Origin of the sequence: Herbiconiux sp. VKM Ac-2851 (assembly GCF_013205105.1) — a bacterium.
GTDB classification, from domain to species: Bacteria; Actinomycetota; Actinomycetes; order Actinomycetales; family Microbacteriaceae; genus Herbiconiux; species Herbiconiux flava.
The window spans coordinates 282,617-302,698 of sequence record NZ_JABMLJ010000001.1 but is presented as its reverse complement, the minus strand read 5'-3'; the positions used below and the strand labels follow the sequence as shown (position 1 = coordinate 302,698).

12 protein-coding genes are annotated in these 20,082 nt (G+C 72.9%); 3 read left to right on the top strand and 9 right to left on the bottom strand.

What is annotated here, in order from left to right:
* The 9 genes from HQQ85_RS01380 to HQQ85_RS01340 form a co-directional block, all read right to left on the bottom strand.
* The gene (locus tag HQQ85_RS01380) at positions 1-1,200 is read right to left on the bottom strand and encodes an ABC transporter ATP-binding protein (RefSeq protein WP_173180722.1); all 1,200 of its coding nucleotides are present in this window, start codon (positions 1,198-1,200) and stop codon (positions 1-3) included.
* Entirely contained in the window at positions 1,200-2,426 is a 1,227-nt protein-coding gene (locus HQQ85_RS01375; protein WP_216851396.1) for a PotD/PotF family extracellular solute-binding protein, read from the bottom strand. The genes HQQ85_RS01380 and HQQ85_RS01375 overlap by 1 nt, the downstream gene beginning before the upstream one ends.
* A 166-nt stretch (positions 2,427-2,592) precedes the next feature.
* On the bottom strand, positions 2,593-3,207 hold the full coding sequence (locus HQQ85_RS01370; protein WP_173180720.1) for an FHA domain-containing protein: 615 nt from the start codon (positions 3,205-3,207) through the stop codon (positions 2,593-2,595).
* Positions 3,204-5,639: a transglutaminase domain-containing protein gene (locus tag HQQ85_RS01365; RefSeq protein ID WP_173180719.1), complete on the bottom strand. Its 2,436-nt coding sequence runs from the start codon at positions 5,637-5,639 to the stop codon at positions 3,204-3,206. Before HQQ85_RS01365 ends, HQQ85_RS01370 begins: the two co-directional genes overlap by 4 nt.
* Positions 5,636-6,946: a DUF58 domain-containing protein gene (locus tag HQQ85_RS01360; protein ID WP_173180718.1), complete on the bottom strand. Its 1,311-nt coding sequence runs from the start codon at positions 6,944-6,946 to the stop codon at positions 5,636-5,638. The genes HQQ85_RS01365 and HQQ85_RS01360 overlap by 4 nt, the downstream gene beginning before the upstream one ends.
* A complete protein-coding gene (locus tag HQQ85_RS01355; protein ID WP_173180717.1) occupies positions 6,943-7,914 on the bottom strand; it encodes a MoxR family ATPase in 972 nt (323 codons plus the stop codon). The genes HQQ85_RS01360 and HQQ85_RS01355 overlap by 4 nt, the downstream gene beginning before the upstream one ends.
* An 18-nt stretch (positions 7,915-7,932) precedes the next feature.
* On the bottom strand, positions 7,933-14,187 hold the full coding sequence (locus HQQ85_RS01350; protein ID WP_173180716.1) for an Ig-like domain-containing protein: 6,255 nt from the start codon (positions 14,185-14,187) through the stop codon (positions 7,933-7,935).
* Entirely contained in the window at positions 14,184-15,551 is a 1,368-nt protein-coding gene (locus HQQ85_RS01345) for a serine/threonine-protein kinase (protein WP_173180715.1), read from the bottom strand. Before HQQ85_RS01345 ends, HQQ85_RS01350 begins: the two co-directional genes overlap by 4 nt.
* 23 nt (positions 15,552-15,574) lie before the next feature.
* A complete protein-coding gene (locus HQQ85_RS01340; protein WP_371741714.1) occupies positions 15,575-16,390 on the bottom strand; it encodes a PP2C family serine/threonine-protein phosphatase in 816 nt (271 codons plus the stop codon).
* Positions 16,391-16,683: 293 nt separating this feature from the next.
* On the opposite strand from HQQ85_RS01340, the gene HQQ85_RS01335 reads away from it, so the two are divergent.
* The 3 genes from HQQ85_RS01335 to HQQ85_RS01325 are packed head-to-tail and all read left to right on the top strand — an operon-like array spanning position 16,684 to position 20,069.
* A complete protein-coding gene (locus HQQ85_RS01335) occupies positions 16,684-17,151 on the top strand; it encodes an Lrp/AsnC family transcriptional regulator (protein WP_173180713.1) in 468 nt (155 codons plus the stop codon).
* Positions 17,148-18,587, top strand: coding sequence for an aspartate aminotransferase family protein (locus HQQ85_RS01330; RefSeq protein WP_173180712.1), 1,440 nt, complete (start codon positions 17,148-17,150; stop codon positions 18,585-18,587). The genes HQQ85_RS01335 and HQQ85_RS01330 overlap by 4 nt, the downstream gene beginning before the upstream one ends.
* A 15-nt stretch (positions 18,588-18,602) precedes the next feature.
* On the top strand, positions 18,603-20,069 hold the full coding sequence (locus HQQ85_RS01325) for an FAD-binding oxidoreductase (RefSeq protein WP_173180711.1): 1,467 nt from the start codon (positions 18,603-18,605) through the stop codon (positions 20,067-20,069).
* The last annotated feature ends 13 nt before the right edge of the window (positions 20,070-20,082 follow it).

Genomic DNA, 20,082 nt, shown 5'->3' with positions numbered 1-20,082 from the left:
CTACGCCTGCTCGAGCTCTTCTTCGAGCGCGATGCGGCGCTGGATGGCGATCGACTCCGTCGAGTCGTCGGCCACGAACCGCGGCACGGTGCCCGGCTCGTCGTCGAGACCGAAGCCGTGCTCGACGTTCCACGACAGCCACACCTCGGCACCCACGTTCACGACCGGCCCGAACACCATGTTCTGCGCGAAGACCACGAGCTCGCCCACGTGCGGCACCTCGACGAGGTACTGCGTGCTGACGCCCGAGAACGACACGTCGGTGACGCGGCCCGGGCCGAGCACGTTCCGCCCGGTCTCGGCGGCCGGCGCCGCGGTGAGCAGCGTGACCTTCTCGGGCCGAACACCGATCGCGACCTCGCCCGCGTGACGACGGCTCCGGATGCGCGGCACCACGATCGGCACCCCGGCCACGTCGACCGTGATGTGGTCGGGCCCGCTCGCGACGACGTCGCCCGTGAACAGGTTCGACTGGCCGAGGAAGTTGGCGACGAACGCCGTGCGGGGCAGCTCGTAGAGCTCCTCGGGGGCGCCGAGCTGCTCGATGCGGCCCTTGTTCATCACCGCGACGGTGTCGGCCATGGTCATGGCCTCCTCCTGGTCGTGGGTGACGTGCAGGAAGGTCAGGCCGACCTCGGTCTGGATGGTCTTGAGCTCGAGCTGCATCTGACGCCGGAGCTTCAGGTCGAGGGCGCCGAGCGGCTCGTCGAGCAGCAACAGGGCCGGGCGGTTGACGATGGCCCGGGCCAGGGCGACGCGCTGCTGCTGGCCACCCGAGAGCTGGGCCGGCCGGCGGGACGCGAGGTGGTCGAGCTCGACCAGCTTCAGGGCCTCGTGCGCCTTCGCGACCGCGTCGCCGATCTTGCGGCGCTTCAGCCCGAAGGCGACGTTCTCGAGGATCGTCATGTGCGGGAACAGCGCGTACGACTGGAACACCGTGTTGACCGGCCGCTGGTAGGGCTTCGTCTCGGTGACGTCCTTGCCGCCGATCAGGATCTTCCCCTCGGTGGGCTCCTCGAGCCCGGCGACCAGCCGGAGCGTCGTCGTCTTGCCGCAGCCGGACGGGCCGAGCAGGGCGAAGAACGAGCCCGCCGGAATGGTCAGATCGAGGTCTTCGATGGCGGTGAAGCCGGGGAACCGCTTGGTGATGCCGGTCAGCTGGAGGTCGGCGCCGCTCTCGGCGAAGGATGCGATGGCCATCAGCTGCCCAGCAGCACCTTCTGGAACTGGGCCTGGTAGTCGTTCTCCTCCTGCGGGGTGAGGGTGCGGAACACGTGCACCGTGCTCAGCGTGTCCTCGTCGGGGAAGATCAGCTGGTTCGCCGCGAGCTCGGGGTCGATGGCGTCCATCGCCTCCTTCGCTCCGTTGACCGGGGTGACGTAGTTGACCCAGGCGGCGAGCTCGGCCGCGACCTCGGGCTCGTAGTAGTAGTTCATGACGGCCTCGGCGTTGGCCTTGTGGGTCGCACCCATGGGCACGACGAAGGTGTCGTTCCAGAGCGTGCCCCCCGCATCCGGGATCGCGAACTCCCACTTGTCGCCCGCCTGCGCGTTCAGCGAGGTGATGTCGCCCGACCAGCAGATCGCCGCGTAGGTGTCCTCCGACTGGAGGTCGTTGAGGTAGGCGTTGCCCTTGATGTTGCGGATCTGGCCGTTCTCGACCTGCTCGGTGAACGCATCCATGGCGTTGGCGAACTCGTCGTCGCCCCACTCGCCGGTGATGTCGGTGCCCTGGCCCAGCATGATCAGGCCCATCGTGTCGCGCATCTCGCTGAGCACGCCCACGCGGCCCTTGAGGTCGGCGGCCCAGAGGTCGTCGACCGACTTCAGGCCGTTCGGCACCTTCTCCTTGTTCCAGCAGATGCCGGCGAAGCCGCCCTGCCACGGGAGCGAGAGGTTGCGGCCCTTGTCGAAGTCGGGGTTCGCGAAGCTGTCGCTGAGGTTGGCGATGTTCGGGATGTTCGCGTGGTCGAGCTCCTGGAGGTAGCCGTTCCGGACGAGGCGGGCGACCATCCAGTCGGTGAGGCAGACCGTGTCGGCGCCGATCGCCTGGCCGAGCGCCAGCTGGTCCTTGACCTTGGCGTAGTAGCTGTTGTTGTCGTCGACGGCCACGTTGTAGGTGACCGTGATGCCGGACTGGTCCTCGAAGCCCATCAGGGTCGGGTAGTCGCCGGCGTCGTCCTCGTCCATGTAGGCGGGCCAGTTGTCCCAGGTGAGGGTCTTCTCGGTGGCACTGACGTCCTTCGCGGGGGTCAGTTCCTTCTTCTCGCCCGGGGCGCACGCGGCCAGGGCGAGAGCCGTGGCTCCGACGCCCGTGGCGCCGAGGAAGCCGCGTCGAGTGAGCTGAAGAGCCCGGGCACGCTGCAGTGCCTGGGAGTGTTTGATCGCCTGCAGGATCTGGGGGTCTCGCGGAGTGCGCACGGTCATCATCCTCCCTGAAATGAGTGTCTCGATACTGGCACACGGGTGCTTCAGGGGGTTAGCGCGAACGACGAAAAACACGCCCGCGAAACATACTCGTTACGAAATCAGTGTTCGAAACGGCGATCGACGTGTCTTTTCGGCATTCAAGGCGACGGATGCGCGGCGCGCGTCAGCGCACGTCGAACCATTCGTCGCCGATGCCGACGCGGCTGCCGCGGGGCACCGGGATGCGCACGCCGGGCTCGAGCTCGGTGCTCCTCGGGCGGCCGGCGGGGTCGCCGGGGGCCGCGTCGAGGTCGGGCGGGGTGACCAGGCGGGTGCCGTTGGAGGAGCGGCGGTCGGTGATCGAGAGGGTGTCGCCGTCGACGTCGAAGGCGAGGTGGGTCTTGGAGACGCTGCGCTGGGGGTCGATCAGCTGGACGAGGTAGTCGACGTGCTCGCCGTCGGCGGGCTGGGGATTGCGGCCGACGAGGCCCGGGCCGTGCACGCGGATGCTCTCGCCGGTGCTGAAGACGAGGGTGAACGCCGTGGGCGGGGCTGGCGTGGCGGCGGCCGGGGGTGCCGGCGGGGTCGCGGCTCGGGGCGCTGGCTGGGTTGTGGCTCGGGGCGCGGGCGGGGTCGCGGCGCGGGCGGCGGCTTCGGCTGTGAGCGCCGCGAGGAGGGCGCGGCGGTCGTGCCGGGCGGTGTCGCCGAGGGTGGGGCGGGGGGCGATCGCCGAGGTTCCGCACTCGCCGCAGAGCACGGCGCCCGCGCTCAGGGTCGTGCCGCAGGTTCTGCACTTCACCGCTGGGTCCGCCTGTTCATCTCCTTGCCATGATAGGTGCGCAGCGACCGCAGCGAGAGCCGGGCCCTCAGGCGCGCGAGCCCGCGCTCCCGGCCGAGCAGGCGGCGGCGTTCGGCATCCGACGCGGCCCAGAGGGTGTCGAGCTCGGCCGCCGAGGGATCGCCCGGCCCGTACAGCGCCGCGTCGACGCGCTCGGCGAGCAGCAGGCCGCCCTCGGACTCGAGCGCCGCCGCGGCCTCGCGCCGGGTCGCACGCGGCGGAGGCGGGCCACCCCGATCGCGGGCGGTGTCGACGAGCTCGGCCCAGCTGCCGGCGGCACGCTCGCGCGCGCTGCCGCTGGTCCGGCGCCGGACGCGCCGTCGCGCCTTGAGCGCCAGCACCGTCGCGAACGGCGCCAGCAGCACCGCGAGCACGAGCAGCCCGAGGCCCACTCCCAGTGTGATCGCGAGCAGGGGGCCGGCGTCGTCGTCGCGCGGGGCGGGGTCGTCGTCGCTCTGCTGCGCGGGTGTGCCCGGATCCGGGTCGGCGAGCCCCTCCGACGCCGGCGGCAGCACCTCGGGAGGCTGCACGGAGCCGGCGCTGTCCTCGAGGGCGCTCGGCGGGATCGGCTTCACCTCGGGGGTCGGATCGATCGCGACCCAGCCTCCGGTGGTGAGGACTTCGACCCAGGCGGTGGCGTCGCTCCCCCGCAGGTCGACGGGAGAGCCCTCGGTGTCCGCGTCGGTATCCGCGAGTGCCGGGACGACGAAGCCGACGGCGACCCGCGAGGGGAAGCCGGCCGCGCGCGCGAGGAGGGCGGCGGCCGCCGCGTACTGCTCCGGGTCGCCGAGCATGGGCGAGGCGGTGAGGAGCTCCTGCAGGCGGTCCGCGCCGTGACCGGACCGGCTGAAGACGTCGCTGTCGGAGGCGCCGGAGCGGTAGCCGCTGCGGAGACCCGCCACGACACCGGCGAGGCGCTCACCGGGCGGCCGGGAATCGGGGGCCCACTCGGCCAGGCGCTCGGCCTGGGCATCCGGAGCCGTCGCCGCCGGGGACGCCGCCGCCCCCGGTTCGAGCTCGGACAGCCGATCGACCGCGACGAACGGCGCGGACGCGGTGCCCGTGACCACGTAGCCGTCGCCCCGCCGGAGCGCGACGAGATCGGCGACCGTCGAGAGCCGCCGGCTGGCGAACAGCGCGTTCTGCAGCGTTGCCGCATCCGGCCCGGTGAACGCGACGGCGGACGCCCCGTCGGGGACCGGGACCCACACGCCCGAGTACCCCTCAACGGCGACCGTCACGTCGCGGACACCGTCGGCCGTGCTCGCGGGGTCCGCGGTGGCGCCCAGACGGCCGGTGACGCGCTGGAAGAGGTCGGTCGGAGGGGCGGCGGTTTCGGCGGAGGCGGCCGCGGCGGGCGGGGCGTCAGTGCCGGCCGCGGTGAAGACGACGCCGTCGTAGGCGTCGAGGCGGGCGAGGGCCAGGCGGGATCCGGGCTCGGCGCCCGTCACCGTGAGCAGGGTCGCATCGGCGGCGGGCTGCTTGAGCAGGGCACGCAGCCCGGACAGCGGGCTGGCGTAGTCGCGGGCGTCGAACACCGGCGCGACCGCCTCGCGCACCACGCGTCGATCGGGGGCAGGAAGCGCACCGGCCGCGAGCACCGCCACCGCGGCGGCCGAGGCGACGAATGCCACCGCGACCCCCCGACCCCGCCCGGCCGACGGCTTCGACGACCGGGGACGGACGAGGACGAGCCAGAGGAGTGACGCGACGGCGAAGGCGCCTCCGAGGGCGGCCGGCGCGAGACCTCGCGGGGCGCCGAGCGCGATTCCTGCGACGAGCACCACCGCCGGGAGCAGCAGGGCGGCTTCGGGACGGCGCGTGCGGGTCGCGACGGTGGTGCCCACGACCGCTGCGGCGAGGGTCAGCGAGAACACCGGCACGAGGAGCGCCTGGTAGTCGCCGACGGGAAGCTCGATGGTGACGAGCTGACGCCAGCCGGTCGCGGTGGTGACGATCAGGTCGAGGAGGCCCTCACCCGTCGGCAGCACCCCGCCGAGCGCCTTGCCCGGCACCGCGAGCGGCACACCGAGCACGAGCCACGCGACGACGGTCGCGCCGAGCACCACGGGCCCACTCCATCGGAACGCCGCCCCGAGAGCGCCGATCGCGACCCCCACGACGATCGCGACTCCCGCCGCGACCACGAAGGACAGCGACTCGTGCACCGGCCACCAGGCCGCCGCCGCGATCCCGACGAGCAGCAGCATCCCCGCCGCGCGGTTCCGGATGCTCCGGGCGGCCTCCCGCCCCCCGCCTCCGCGCCGCGGCCGCCGAGCCGGCAGCGGCGCCCTGCCCTCCGCGTGCGGGACGGCCGGACGTGCCGACGCGATCTCGGCCGTCGACCGGGTCACCCCCGGTCGACGCATCGACGGCCGGGCTGCGGCGCTCACGCGCCCACCGCCCGGGCCAGTCCCCGCACGAGGTCGTCGAGGTAGCCGATGCGCGTGATGCGCAGCGATTCGATGCGGACGAGCGTCGGCGGCGACTCGGGCCGGGCGACGACGGCCATCACCTCGACCCCCGGCGCGAAGTTCGCCGCGGCGGCCCGGAGCCGGCGGGCGGGCACGGTCGACCCGCAGACGGCGAAGACGAGCGACGCATCGGGCGCCTGCTGGGCGACGGTGCGCGCCAGCCCGGTGACCGGGGTCGCTCCGGGCAGCTCGTGGATGCCGCTGAGGTCGTCGAGCAGCTCCCGCCGGCCTCGCGAACGCAGCCGGCCGGCCTCGCCCCGGGTGCGCGGGGCTCCGGCGAAAACCGACAGGGTTGTGCCGTCGGCGATCGCCCGCGCGCCGATCGACCCGACCGCGCTCACCGCGAGCTCGAACTCCTCGTCCGAGGCGTAGTCGGCGGCCGCGAGCGACTGCAGCACGATCAGGTGGCTGCGCCGCGTCTGCTCGAACTGCCGCACGAGGAAGGCGCCGGTCTTGGCCGTGCTCTTCCAATGGATGTGCCGCCGGTCGTCGCCCGCGACATAGGGCCGCAGGGCGTGGAACGCGATGTCGCTGTCGGTCAGGTCAGTCGTGGCGATGCCCTCGAGATCCCGCAGCAGGCCGCTCGTGGCGACGGTGAGAGCAGCGGTCGGCGGATGCACGTACAGCAGCGCCCGCCCGCTCCGCGCCGACTCGCGCCGGGCGAACCCGAACGGGTCGCGGCGCACCAGCGTCACCGGGCCGAGCTGCACGACGCCCCGGCGCGCGGCCGGCACCCGCAGCTGCACCTCGCGGGTCTCCCCCGCGGCGACGGCGGGCAGCCGGATGCTCTCGACCCGGTCGCCCACGGGGAGCTCCGCGTCGCGGGCCCGCTGCCGCGAGCGGCCTTCACCGGTCACCCGCACCACGACGGTCGCGGTGCCGCCCGCGACGACCTGGCGTTCGAGCACGGAGACGGCGACGCCGACCGAGCTCCGGCCGACGAGGAACAGGGCGGCCACGAAGACGAGGAGGGCGGCGGTGAGGCCGACGACGACGAGCTCGGTCCAGCCGAGGGCGACGCCGAGTGCGAGGCCGAGCACGGCGACTGCCAGCACGGCCCACCCCGCGGCCGACACGGCGACCGGGCGGGACGGGGCGGCGGCGGTCGCGGCGGGGGCGGGCTGCCGGGCATCCGTCGTCGACCGCCCCCTCAGGCCGGGACCACCCCGGCTCTGCGCGGCACCCGGGTCACGTGAACGGGCGGAGTCGGGCGGACCGCCGGTCATGCGCCCGGCGCATCCCCGGGAGGCGCGACGTCGAGGAGCACGCGCGAGATGACGCCGAGCGCGGTGACCCCGTCGAACTCGGCCTCGGGGTCGAGCACGAGGCGGTGCGCGAGCACGGGGCCCGCGAGCGCCTTGACGTCGTCGGGGATGACGTAGTGGCGGCCGTCGGACGCCGCGTAGGTCTTGGCGGCCCGCACCAGGGCGAGGGCGGCGCGCACGCTGCCGCCGAGCCGGGTCTCCTCGGCGTCACGGGTGGCCTGCACGAGGCGCGAGACGTAGTCGTTGATGGCGGCGTCGACGTGCACCGTGCGGGCCTCGGACGCGAGCAGCACGACGCCCTCGGCCGTGATCACCGCCGGCTTCGGCTCGCCATGGGCGCGCTCGGTGGCCCCCTCGAGGATGCGCAGGGTCGTCGCGTGGTCGGGGTAGCCGATGCTCGTCTTGATCAGGAAGCGGTCGAGCTGGGCCTCGGGCAGGCGGTAGGTTCCCGCCTGCTCGATGGGGTTCTGCGTGGCGATCACCATGAACGGCTCGCCGACCGGGTGGGAGACGCCGTCGACCGTGACGCGCCCCTCCTCCATCACCTCGAGCAGCGCGGCCTGGGTCTTCGGGCTGGCCCGGTTGATCTCGTCGGCGAGCACGACGTTCGCGAACACCGGCCCCGCGTGGAAGTCGAAGGCTCCGGTGCGCTGGTCGTAGACGCTGACGCCGGTGATGTCGCCGGGCAGCAGGTCGGGGGTGAACTGGATGCGGCTCGACGACCCGCGCACGCTGTCGGCGATCGCGCGCGCGAGCGAGGTCTTGCCCGTACCGGGCGCGTCTTCGAGCAGCAGGTGGCCCTCGCTGAACAGGGCGACCAGCGCGAGCCGGATGACGTGCGCCTTGCCGTGCAGCGTCTGCTCGATCGTCGCGGTGAGGCGGTCGAAGACATCGGCGAACCGGGTCGCCTGCTCGCTCGTCATCGTCATCGTGGTGCTGCCTCTCCGTTAGCCACGGTACACATAGTGGTGATCGCCGATCTGCACCGAGAGGCCCGCGTCACCGGGCGCGGCAGGGGCCCCGGGTGTGCAGGAGCCGGGCAGCACGACCTGGCCGCCGGGCTCCCCCGCGGGCGTGATGTCGGCCGAGCCGCAGGTGTAGGCCGGGGTCAGGGCGCCGTTGGACGGCTCGCCCGCCCAGGTCCAGCGGGTGCCGTCGTAGTCGGGCCCCCGGTCGAACGCGAAGGTGAGGGAGGGCTCGGGCGCCGTGACCGTGTCGGAGAACGCGCCGCAGACCTCCGCTCCGCCCCAGCGGTTGCACGCCTGAAGCTGGAAGCGGTAGGCCTCGCCGAACGCGCCGCCGGTGAGAGAGCGCGGGAAGCCGCCGAGGGTGAACGCCTGCGCCTCTCCCACCGGTGCCCCACCCGCGTCGACCTGGCGGACGCGGTACCGGGTGTCTCCCGAGAGGGTGCCGGGAGTGGGGGCGGAGAGCACCTGGGCGTCGAAGGCGGTCCCGGACTGCACCACGGCCACCGAGACCCCCGCCGCCTGCACCTGGCCGGGGCTCGGGTAGGCGACCGCCGTCACGACCGACGAGGCCACGCAGCCGGCCGCGTTGTAGCCCCAGACGACGAAACCGTAGGCCGCGTCGACGTCGGTCAGGCCGGTGAAGCTCGCGCTCCCGGCGTCGGCGCCGAGCGCCTGCTGCGCGATCACGTCGCCGCCCGCCTCGGGTGCCGTCGGGCGTCCCGGCGCGGGTGTCGAGACCGAGCAGGCCTGCGCTCCGGCGGGCTGCCCGGTGCCCGGGCGCAGGGCCTGGGCGTAGTAGCCCGCGACCGCGCTGCCGTTGCCCTCGAAGCCCGGCCAGCTCAGTACGACCGTGCCAGGGCCGGCCTCCGGGGTGGCGACGGCCGTGACGGCGGATGCGGCCGGCGCTCCGTACGGCGTGCCCGTCGCACCGGCCGACGGCCAGGCCGCGAGGGGCGGGTACGCCCCGTTGCGGGCAGTGACGACCACGTCGACCGAGGCGCCGTTCTGGAGGCCTGAGACGGTGGTCGAGCATCCGTCGCCCGCGCAGCTCGCCGCATCGACGGTGGCGACCGCCACGCCGTTCGCCGTGACGTCGTACTGCCGCACGGCCGAGCCACCGGCGGGCACCGAGGCCGGCGCCCAGCGCACGGCGAGGGCGCCGTCGAGCGGGGCGAGCTCGGGAGTGCCGGGAGCTGCGGGCAGGAGGTCGGACCAGACCGGCACCCCGTAGCTCCGGGCATCCGACGAGCCGATCGCGTTGACGGCCGAGACGCTGAGCGTGACGGCGTCGCCCGGGCCGTTGCCCGGGGTGCCGACGTCGCAGCTCGTGCTCGCGCAGCGACTGGTCGTCACCGCACCGGCTGCCGTGCGGGCCTCGACGTCGAAGCCGGTGATGGGCGAGTTGTTGGCGGGCCCCGGTGAGAAGGCGACGGTGATGCTGCGGTCGCCGAAGCCGGTGACGGACAGGCCGGTCACCGGGGACGGCCGGTCGGCGACGGAGATGCGCACGGTGCCCCAGGCGGCGCGCGAGGGATCGCCGGTGGCGTCGAGCACCTGGTACTGCACCGCGATGTCAGCTGCCGGCGCATCGGGGGCGACGGTCACCTCGAGCACGCTGTCGCTGCTGCCCGCGGCGATGCTCACACCGGCCGGGAGCCGGGAGCGGTCGAGGCCCCGCACGGCGACGACGCGGAGGGGCGTGGCCGGGAACGGGTTCGTCGCGGCGTCGTTGGCGAGCACGTCGACCGTGGTGGTGCGGCCTCGCGGCGCCACCACGGCGTCGACCGCCGGCACCGCGATCGGGCGGGTCGAGGGCACCACCGACACCGCGATGGTGCCCGAGGTGCCGGCTGCCGCGTCACCGTTCGCGGTGACCTGCACGCCGAGCTCGCCGGTCGTGCCGATCGGCGCGCCGGGAGCGGCGGTGACGGTGAGCGTGCTGCCGATCAGCACCGCCTGGAAGCCCTCGGGCCGCGCGTCCTGCAGGGCGAAGGCGAGAGGGCCGGGCGTCGCTGAGGTGGTGAGCCGGGCCAGGTCGATGGCCTTCTGCTGCCCCGGCTCGAACTCCACGACGGCTCCGGCGAAGGCCGGGGGCTGGTTCTCCCGGGGCGTCACGGTGACGGGCAGCACCAGGGTGACGCGCCGAGCCGACGGTCCGTCGCCGTCGGTGACCTCGAACGACAGCGAGGCGGGGCCGAAGTAGCGGTCGGCGCTGCGGAAGGCGAGCGTGTCGTCGCCGACCACGAGCGGGCTGCCGTCGGCGTGCGTGGCTCGCACGGAGTTCGCGTCGGCAATCCGCACCGGCCGGTCGCCGACGGCCACGACGACGTCGTTCACGTCGATCTCGAGCAGGGCACCCGACTCGACCTGGAGCACCGGCGCGCCCTGGCGCAGCTGGGGCAGGGCGTCGTCGGTTCCGGGAACCCAGACGAAGCCCGACGATCGCACTGCGGGGTCGTCGGGATGGGCGACGGTGAAGGGGATCACCTGTGCCGCCGCCGCGATCCGCACGCGGATCCGTCCGTCGACCACGCGGGCGCTCTCCGCGAAGCCGTCCGGCACCGTGAGGGTGAGGTCGCTCGGCGGCCCCTCGGCGAAGAACACGTTCTGCAGGACGTCGACGTCGACGACGGAGCGGTCGAGGATGTCGCTGAGCGTGAGCAGGGTGTCGTCGACGACAGGCCGGGCCAGCGGGGCGTCGGGGTCGACCTCGATCGTCGCGAAGCTCGACCCGGTGCCGCCGCGCTCGTCGGCGACCGTGTAGACGACGCTGTACCGGCCGGGCTGCTCGGGCGCACGGATGCTCAGCAGCGCCCCCTCGATCGACACCGTCTCGGCGGCGGAGGCCGACCCCGGCCCACCGCCCGGCGCCGCCCCACCCGGCCCCGTCAGAGGCTCGACGGCGGCGATGCTCAGCGGGCTGCCTCCGGGCGAGGAGTCGTTGTCGAGCACGCGGAGGAGCACGGTGCGCCCGGGGCGCACGCGCACCTCGTCCGGGGTGGCGACGGGGTTCCGGGCGCTGTCGAGGCGCGGGCTGATGCCGACGCGGACGGTGCCGCTCGCCTTGGCGCCGAGGCGGTCGGCGACGGTGTAGCCGAAGGTGTCGGTTCCCGAGGAGTACTCCCCCGCGGCGAACTCGATCCAGTCGGGCCCGGTCTGGACGACCTGCCCCTTCGCCGGCACCGAGTCGATGCCGAGGAACTGCACGGAGTCCCCGTCGGGGTCGATGCCCTCGATCGGCACGCTGATGCGGACGGTCTCGCCGGCGATCACCCTGGCGGTGACCAGCGCGGGCACCGGGGCGGCGTTCACGGTCGCGTCGGCCTCGCGCACGCTGATCGTGACCGCGGCCGTCGCCCACTGCCCGTCGGGCGCGTCGACGCGGTAGACCGCCGTGACGTCACCCGGGGTCGGCGGGGCGAGGAAGCGCAGGCGGTCGCCCGAGGCGAACAGCAGACCGGCCTCACGGGCTTGCCCGGCGGGGGCCGCGACGAGAGCCGGGTCGAGGCTCAGGCGGTCGCCGTCGGGATGGACGTCGTTCGCGAGCACGGGGATGTCGACCACGTCGCCGACGCGCACGGCCGCCCGGTCGGGCACGGCGACCGGGGGCTGCCGCACGACAGGCTCCGGTATCTCGACGACCGTCACGGTGCCCTGCGCCGCCGTGAAGCCGTTGGTGACGGTGTAGGCGGCGGTGGCGCGCCCACCGTTGAGTGGACCGGTGAGGGTGACGCGGAGCATCCGCTGCTCGATCACCTCGACCCGGAGCGCGGGATCGCTCGCCGAGTCGGCGCCCGTGACGATGAGCACACCACCCGCCGGGTCGAAGTCGCCGGCCAGCACGTCGACCGGCACCTCGGAGCCTTGGCGGACGAAGGCGGAGTGCGGCACCGTGACCGGGCGGGCGTTGGCGTCGGGCGGCACCGTCGCCACCACGCGGATGACCCCGGTCGCACTTCGGCTGCCGTCGCCGACGGCGTAGTCGAGCGTGGTGCTGCCCACCGTGTCGGCGGTGACGCGCACCGTGCCGCCGGTGAAGTCGGGCGCGATCGTGAACCCCTCCCGCGCGGGCACGGCGGCGAGCCGGAGCCCGGAGTCGCCGCCCGTGACGTGCGCGAGCGGGGAGAGCTCGACGGCCTGACCCACCCGCGCCAGCACGACGAAGCCCTCGGCCCGGAGCGGCACCTGGTCGGGCGTATGGACCTCGACCGTGAACGAGCCGGTCGTCGAGGTGACGCCGTCGCCGACGGTGACGGTCACCTCCTTCGTGCCGGTGGTGGCGCCGGCGTCGGTGACCGTGACCACACCCTCCGGCGTCCAGCTGACGGAGTCGGGCGCCGCGACGGCGGCGGACTGCAGGTAGAAGGCGTCGCCGTCGGGGTCGTACCAGTCGCCGCGCAGGTCGAGCTCGGCCCGGCCGCCGAGCGCCAAGTCGAGCGTCTCCCGGGTGCTCTGCACCGGCGCGGTGTTCTCGCCGTCCGCGCGCAGCGTCACCCGCGCGACGGCGTCGTCGGTGCCGCCGCGGCCGTCGGAGACCGTGTAGCCGAACTCGAGCACGGCGCCGGCCTCTCCGCCGGGGCCCGCGGCTGGGGTCGTGAGCTGCAGCTGCTGGTCGTCGGAGACGAGGTCGACCGTGTAGCCGGCTCCCTCGGGCAGGGCGACCGAGTCGATCACGATCACGTCGTCGTTCGGATCGAAGTCGTTCTGCAGCACCGGCAGCACGACCGAGCGCCCGGGGCGGGCACCGAGCTCGTCGTCGCCCGCGACCGGCGGCTGCTGGTCGGGGTCGGGGGCCTGGTCGTCGTCGGCTGCCGTCCGGGCGCTCGTGGGCTGGGCCGGCTTCTCGGGCAGCAGCGCGTTCCAGTCGTCGATGGGGGCGTTGCCGCGGGTGACGTCCCACGAGCGGCCGCTGGCCGCGTCACTCAGCAGCACGCCGCCGGTTCCGTTGGTGCGGAAGACGAGACGGTCTCCGGATGCTGCTCCCGGGAGCACCCCGTCGGCCCCACCCGAGGCGGCCGACGGGCGGGCGGTCGCGGAGGGCTCGTAGGGCTCGGCGGTCTCGGCGGGCTCCGCCGGTTCGGCGTTCGTGCCGGGCGTGCCGGTCGTCGCTCCGAAGCCGACGCCGTCGGCGAGGCCCGGGCCGCCGACCGTCGTGCCGCCCTCGCTCCGGCCCTCGGCGCCGGCGCCGGCGCAGCCCGTCCAGCTGCGGCCGTCCGTCCAGGCCGCGAACCAGCAGCCGTCGATCTGCACCGGCGCGGTGGAGGTGCCCGAGTGGCCGTCGGAGAGCACCTCCACCGTGCCGTCGGCGAGCGTGACGGACAGGAGGGCCGCCGGGGTCGCCGCGATCACGCTGTCGGCGTCCCCTGACGGGCTCTGCAGCCAGACGGGCCGACTCTCGGCACCGGGCGGGTTCCCAGCGGGATCGAAGGTTTCTTCGTTCGGTTCATCGCCCGGCTGCGGGCTGCCTCCGGCGTCACCCGCGCCCGTGCCGGCCGCGAGATCGACGGGCACGGTGCCATCGGCGGTGATGAGGCGCCCCGCCGAGCGGTCGAGGACGACCCAGCGGTCACCGACCGCGGTGATCGCCAGCTCGTCGTCCGTGGCGACGTCGAGCGGTCGGGCATCCGCTCGCTCGCCGCGCGCCAGGCCGTCGGGGTCGACGCTGAACACCGACCCGCTCGCTGCCGACACGGCGAACACCGTGCCACCCTCGGAAACCGCGGTCGCGCCGCCCGCCCCGAGAGTCAGGTCGGGTGGGCTCGCCGGGTCGAAGGCGGCGAGGGACGCGACGGACGTGATCCAGACGTCACCCGAGGCGAGAGCGGTGACGACGGCGACGTCTCCGGCGAGCGCCACCTCGACGTCGCCGGCCGGCAAGGGAAATGTGTCGGAGACCTCCGCCGACGCGGTGTCAACGAGGCGCCCCTCTCCGCCGCCCTCGTCGAGCACGACGACGTTCTGGCCCGACTGCGCGACCGACAGGGACCCCGACTCCATGCGGATGGCCGTATTCAGCTCACCGACCTGCGGGTTCGCCCGGCCGACCGCCTGGTGCAGGTCGCTCGTCACCCAGACGGCGGCGTCGTCGAGGTCGACCTTCTGCGCGCTGTACCCCGACGAGACGACGGCCGTCACCGCGACCACGGCCGCGATCAGGGCCCCGACCCCGATGCTGGCGGCCAGCGAGCGACGGTGCCGGCCTCCTCCGTCGCGCCCCCGGATCGCCCGGATCACGGCAGGCTCGCGCACTTCTCGGTGCCGGCGTCGCCGGAGCGGCCCGCGTGCACGACGGTGACGGTGATGCAGACCGGCGTGCCGTCGGCAGGGAACGCCGCGAACTCGCTGCTGCGCTGCACCGAGGTCTCGCCCGTCGACGTCTCGACGCGGAAGCTGTCGCCCTCGGCGAGACCCGGATCGTTCCAGCGGAACAGGATGCGCCCGCCGTCGACCTCCGTGCTGATCGCCCCGACGGCGGGGATGTCGTCGCCTCGCGGCAGCAGCACCAGACCCGCGGCCACCGCTCCCCCGGCGACGACGACCGCTGCGGCGACGAGTCCCGCGACGACTCGCGTCCGCCGGCCGTTTCCGTCTGCTCGTGACGTGGTTCCGGATGCTCGGAGCCCTTCCTTCCCGCCGCCCTGGCGAGGACGACGGGTCTCTCCGGACGGCGCTTGCAGCACGGTCCGGTCGGTGTGGTCTCGACTCGAGTCGGCGGCCCACTCGGCCCGGGCGATCTCGACCTCGGTCTGAGGGAAACCGAGCCCGATCTCGATCGACTGCAGCTCGCGGAGCAGCTCCAGCGCCGAGGCCGGGCGGTTCTCGGGCTTCTTCGACAGCCCCCGCAGGAGGGCTCTCTCGAGGGACTCCGGCACATCGCTGCGGCCGATCGGCGCGGGCCTGGTCTTGACGATCCGCGATGAGAGCTCCGACGACGACGTCGACGCCGCGCCCGGAACCTCGAACGGCGACCGCCCTGCCAGCAGCGAGTGCAGGGTCGCCGACAGCCCCCACACCTCGGAGGCGATCGTGCCCTGCGTCTCTTCGGTCACCACCTCCGGAGCCGACCACGGGATCGACAGCCCGACCGCGTCGGCACCCGCGACCCGCCCGCGGGTGGACTGCGCGATGCCGAAGTCGGAGAGCACCGGCGCCCCGTAAGCCGTGATCAGGATGTTGGACGGCTTCACGTCGCGGTGCAGGATGCCCTGCTGGTGCGCGGTGTGCAGCGCCCCGGCGATCTTCACGCCGATGCGCAGCACCTCGGCCACCGGCAGCGGCTCCCGCCGGTAGCGCTGGCCGAGCGAGGAGGAGCAGAGCTCCATCACGAGATACGGCCGGCCGTCACCGGACACGCCCGCCTCGTACACGGTCAGGATCGACGGATGCGCGCTCAGCCCCGCCATCAGGTCGGCCTCGACCTGGAACATGCGGCGCACCTGCTCGTTGACGACCTCGGGCAGCATCACCTTCACCGCCACCTGGCGGCGAGGCATGTTCTGCTCGAACAGGAACACGTCGGCGAAGCCGCCCGAGCCCAGCACGCGCACCGGGGTGAACCCGGGGAGCGTGGGGGGCGATGAGGGGAGGCGGCGCGGCACGGTGCGGTTCGGTGCGGTTCGGTTTAGGGCTGCGAGGTGCCGCGGTCGCCCGCGCGTTCATCGGCGTCGCCCGCGGGCGCACCGTCGTTCTCGTCGGACTCCACGTCCACCACCACGACCGTCACGTTGTCGCGCCCGCCGTTGGCGAGCGACGCGGCGACCAGCTCGTTCGCGGCCCGCTCGGCCGTGGGCGAGATGGAGAGGTAATGGCGGATGCCGACGTCGGTGAGCTCCTTCGTCAGCCCGTCGGAGCAGATCAGCACCCGCTGCCCCGCGACGACGGGCATCGTGGAGTAGTCGGGGATCGGCTTCTCGTGGAACCCCACAGCGCGGGTGATGACGTTGCTGTCAGGGTGGCGCTCGGCCTGCTCGGGCGTGATCAACCCGGCGTCGATGAGCTCCTGGACGACGGAGTGGTCGACGGTGAGCTGCTGGAGCTCGCCGTCCTGCAGCAGGTAGACGCGCGAGTCGCCGATGTTGAACACCATCCACGCCAGATCGTCGTCGACCTCGACGAGCGCCACCCCGGTGACCGTGGTGCCCGTGCCGAGCACGGACTCGTCGCCCACCCGGTCGATGTCGGTCAGCGCCTCGGCGAGCGCCTCCTCGATGCGGTCGGCGGTGGTGACGGCGTCACCGATCTCCCCGAGACGGTCGACGACGGCGGCGCTGGCCACGTCGCCGGCCGAGTGGCCGCCCATGCCGTCGGCGACCGCGAAGACGGGGATGTCGGAGATGGAGCTGTCCTCGTTGCCCGCGCGCTTGTTGCCCTTGTCGCTGATGGCCGCCCAGGAGAGGGTGACCTGCCGGGGCACGGCGCCCTCGCGCGTGACGCTCACGCGCGCACTCGTTCGACCGATCTGGGTCACGGTGACAACTCCTGACGACTTTCCGGAACCCTACGGTGTGATCCCGGTGCTTGTTCGGCCTTGCGGCGGGGTGCGGATGCGGTTCCCGACGCCGATTTCGACGATAGCCGACCGGCCCGCGACCGCCGAATCCCCCTGCAGGGATTCGCTCGCTCTCATGTGCCGGCGAGAGGTACGGCGATAACGACGGATTCCGCGCTGTTCAGGGCTGTCCACCTACGGATTCGCTTGCCCGAGGGCCGGTCACCTGACAGGATCGAAGCATGAGCACGAAGCCGAAGCCCTCCGCTCTCGACGACACCTCCAAGGCGATCATCGAGCAGCTGCAAGACGACGGGCGCCGTTCCTACGCCGAGATCGGCAAGGCGGTCGGGCTGTCGGAAGCGGCGGTGCGCCAGCGGGTGCAGAAGCTCACCGAGTCGGGCGTGATGCAGATCGTGGCCGTGACCGACCCGCTGCAGCTCGGCTTCTACCGTCAGGCCATGATCGGCCTCAAGGTCTCCGGCGACACCCGCGAGGTCGCCGACGCCCTGGCCGCCATGCCGGCGGTCGACTACGTGGTGCTCACCGCGGGAACGTTCGACATCCTGGCCGAAGTCGTCTGCGAGGACGACGACGACCTCATCGCCCTGCTGAACTCCGAGATCCGGAAGCTCGACGGCGTGCAGTCCACCGAAACATTCGTCTATTTGAAGCTGCACAAGCAGCTCTACAACTGGGGTACACGATGACCACCACCGAACAGCCCGTCACGACCACCGGCACCGGCGCACCCCTGGGCGGGCGGGCCGCGCGCTCCGACGCCGAGTTGCAGCAGATGGCGAAGGACCACCTATGGATGCACTTCTCCCGCCAGTCGGTGATGGAGTCGGGCGGTGGCGTGCCCATCATCACCAAGGGCGAGGGCCACCACATCTGGGACTCCACCGGCAAGAAGTACATCGACGGCCTCTCGGGACTCTTCGTGGTGAACGCCGGGCACGGGCGACGGCGCCTCGCGGAGGTCGCGGCGAAGCAGGCCGAGGAGCTCGCCTTCTTCCCGATCTGGTCGTACGCGCATCCGTCGGCCATCGAGCTCGCCGACCGCCTGGCCGATCTCGCGCCCGGCGACCTGAACCGCGTGTTCTTCTCCACCGGTGGCGGTGAGGCCGTCGAGACGGCCTTCAAGCTGGCGAAGCACTACTGGAAGCTGCAGGGCCGGCCCACCAAGCACAAGGTCATCTCGCGGTCGATCGCGTACCACGGCACCCCGCAGGGTGCCCTGGCGATCACGGGCATCCCCGCGATGAAGGAGATGTTCGAGCCGGTCACCCCCGGTGGTTTCCGTGTGCCGAACACGAACTACTACCGCGCACACGAGATGGGCTTCGAGGGCACCGAGGAGGCCTTCGGACTCTGGGCGGCGAACCGCATCGAGGAGATGATCCAGTTCGAGGGGCCCGAGACCGTGGCGGCGATCTTCCTCGAGCCCGTGCAGAACTCCGGCGGCTGCTTCCCTCCGCCCCCCGGCTACTTCCAGCGGGTGCGGGAGATCTGCGACAAGTACGACGTGCTGCTCGTCAGCGACGAGGTCATCTGCGCCTTCGGCCGCATCGGCAACTACTTCGCCTGCGACACCTACGGCTACCAGCCCGACATGATCACCTGCGCCAAGGCGATGACGAGTGGTTACTCCCCCATCGGCGCCACCATCGTGAACGAGCGGGTCTACGAGCCGTTCAAGCACGGTCAGACGGCGTTCTACCACGGGTACACCTTCGCCGGGCATCCGGTCTCGGCGGCCGTGGCCCTCGAGAACCTCGACATCTTCGAGGAGGAGAAGCTGAACGAGCGTGTGCGGGAGAACTCGCCGCTGTTCCGCCAGACGCTGGAGAAGCTGACCGATCTGCCGATCGTCGGCGACGTGCGCGGCGACGGCTACTTCTTCGGCATCGAACTGGTGAAGGACAAGGCGACGAAGGAGACCTTCGACGACGACGAGTCGGAGCGGCTGCTGCGCGGGTTCTTGTCGAAGGCGCTCTTCGACGCCGGGCTGTACTGCCGGGCCGACGACCGGGGCGACCCCGTCATCCAGCTGGCACCGCCGCTGACGATCGGGCAGAGCGAGTTCGACGAGATCGAGCAGATTCTCCGCGGCGTGCTCTCCGAAGCCTGGACAAGGCTCTAGGCCCCGCCGCCCCGCATGGCTGAGACCGACTACCGCGACCTCTCGTTCTGGTTCGACTCGTTGGTCGGGTCGGGTCGTGACGACCTCACACCGCGGGCCGGCCTCGTCGGCGACCAGCGCACCGACGTGTGCATCATCGGCGGCGGACTCACCGGTCTCTGGACGGCGTACTACCTGAAGCGGGCGAATCCGGAACTCGCGATCACCATCGTCGAGAAGCACATCGCCGGGTTCGGCGCGTCGGGGCGGAACGGCGGCTGGTGCTCGGCCCTGTTCCCCACCTCGACGGATGCGCTCCGTCGTGCCTACGGGGACGAGGCGGCGATCGCCATGCGCCGGGCGATGATCGACACGGTCGACGAGGTCGGCCGCGTGGTCGCGGCCGAGGGAATCGACTGCGACTACGTCAAGGGCGGAACGCTCACCTTCGCCCGGAGCGAGGTGCAACTCGCGGCGGCGCGCGGCGAGGTCGCTGCGGCGAGCGCTTTCGGGCCCGACCACCTGCAGCTCGTCACGGCCGCCGCCGGCAGCGGCGCCGGTGGTTCCGCCTCGGGCACCGGCGACGCCGTCGAGCTGGATCGGTCGGCTGCGCTGGTGCGGGCGCTCGAGGCGACGAGGTCGTCGGCCGCGGCGTTCGATCCGTCGTGCGCCCGGCTTCATCCGGCGAAACTCGTGCGGGGGCTCGCCGAGGTCGTCGAGAAGATGGGCGTGGTGATCGCCGAGCAGACGGAGGTCGTCGAGTGGGCGCCGCGGCGTGTGCTCTGCCAGGGTGAGGCCGGTCAGTCGTTGGTGCACTGTGACACCGTCGTGATCGCCACCGAGGGCTACGGGGCGAGCCTGCCGGGGGTTCGGCGGCGCATCCTGCCGCTGTATTCGCTGATGATCGCGACCGAACCCCTTCCGGCCGAGCTCTGGGACGAGCTGGGGATCGAGCACGGCACCACCTTCTCCGACTTCCGTCACCTTCTGGTCTACGGGCAGCGCACCGCCGATGACCGCTTCGCCTTCGGCGGACGTGGGGCCCGCTACCACTGGGGCAGCAGCATCACCCCGGGCCACGACCGCTCGGCTCCCGTGTTCGCCCACCTGGAGCGCGCACTGGCCGACCTGTTCCCGGCCGTCGCCGATGCCGAGATCACCCATCGCTGGGGCGGGCCGCTCGGGGTTCCCCGGGACTGGCACGCGACGGCGAGCTTCAACCCGCGCACCGGCGTGGCCTTCGCGGGCGGGTACGTGGGCGACGGGCTGAGCACGACGAACCTGGCAGGCCGCACCCTGGCCGACCTGATCGGCGGTCGGAACACCGAACTCACCGCGCTGCCCTGGGTGAACCACCTCTCGCCGAAATGGGAGCCCGAGCCCCTCCGCTTCCTCGGCGCGAATTTCGGCCTGCTCGGCACCACCGCCGCCGACGCGGAAGAGGCCCTCACCGGCCGCCCTTCCCTCGCGGCCCGCGTGCTCGGGCCCCTCACCGGCCACTGACCCCGCCGCCGCA

What these genes read in the sequence shown, in the direction of transcription:
- HQQ85_RS01360 (WP_173180718.1), bottom strand. Translation starts at nt 6,946, where the DNA reads ATGACCGGCGGTCCGCCCGACTCCGCCCGTTCACGTGACCCGGGTGCC.
- HQQ85_RS01355 (WP_173180717.1), bottom strand. Translation starts at nt 7,914, where the DNA reads ATGACGATGACGAGCGAGCAGGCGACCCGGTTCGCCGATGTCTTCGAC.
- HQQ85_RS01375 (WP_216851396.1), bottom strand. Translation starts at nt 2,426, where the DNA reads ATGACCGTGCGCACTCCGCGAGACCCCCAGATCCTGCAGGCGATCAAA.
- HQQ85_RS01325 (WP_173180711.1), top strand. Translation starts at nt 18,603, where the DNA reads ATGGCTGAGACCGACTACCGCGACCTCTCGTTCTGGTTCGACTCGTTG.
- HQQ85_RS01380 (WP_173180722.1), bottom strand. Translation starts at nt 1,200, where the DNA reads ATGGCCATCGCATCCTTCGCCGAGAGCGGCGCCGACCTCCAGCTGACC.
- HQQ85_RS01330 (WP_173180712.1), top strand. Translation starts at nt 17,148, where the DNA reads ATGACCACCACCGAACAGCCCGTCACGACCACCGGCACCGGCGCACCC.
- HQQ85_RS01335 (WP_173180713.1), top strand. Translation starts at nt 16,684, where the DNA reads ATGAGCACGAAGCCGAAGCCCTCCGCTCTCGACGACACCTCCAAGGCG.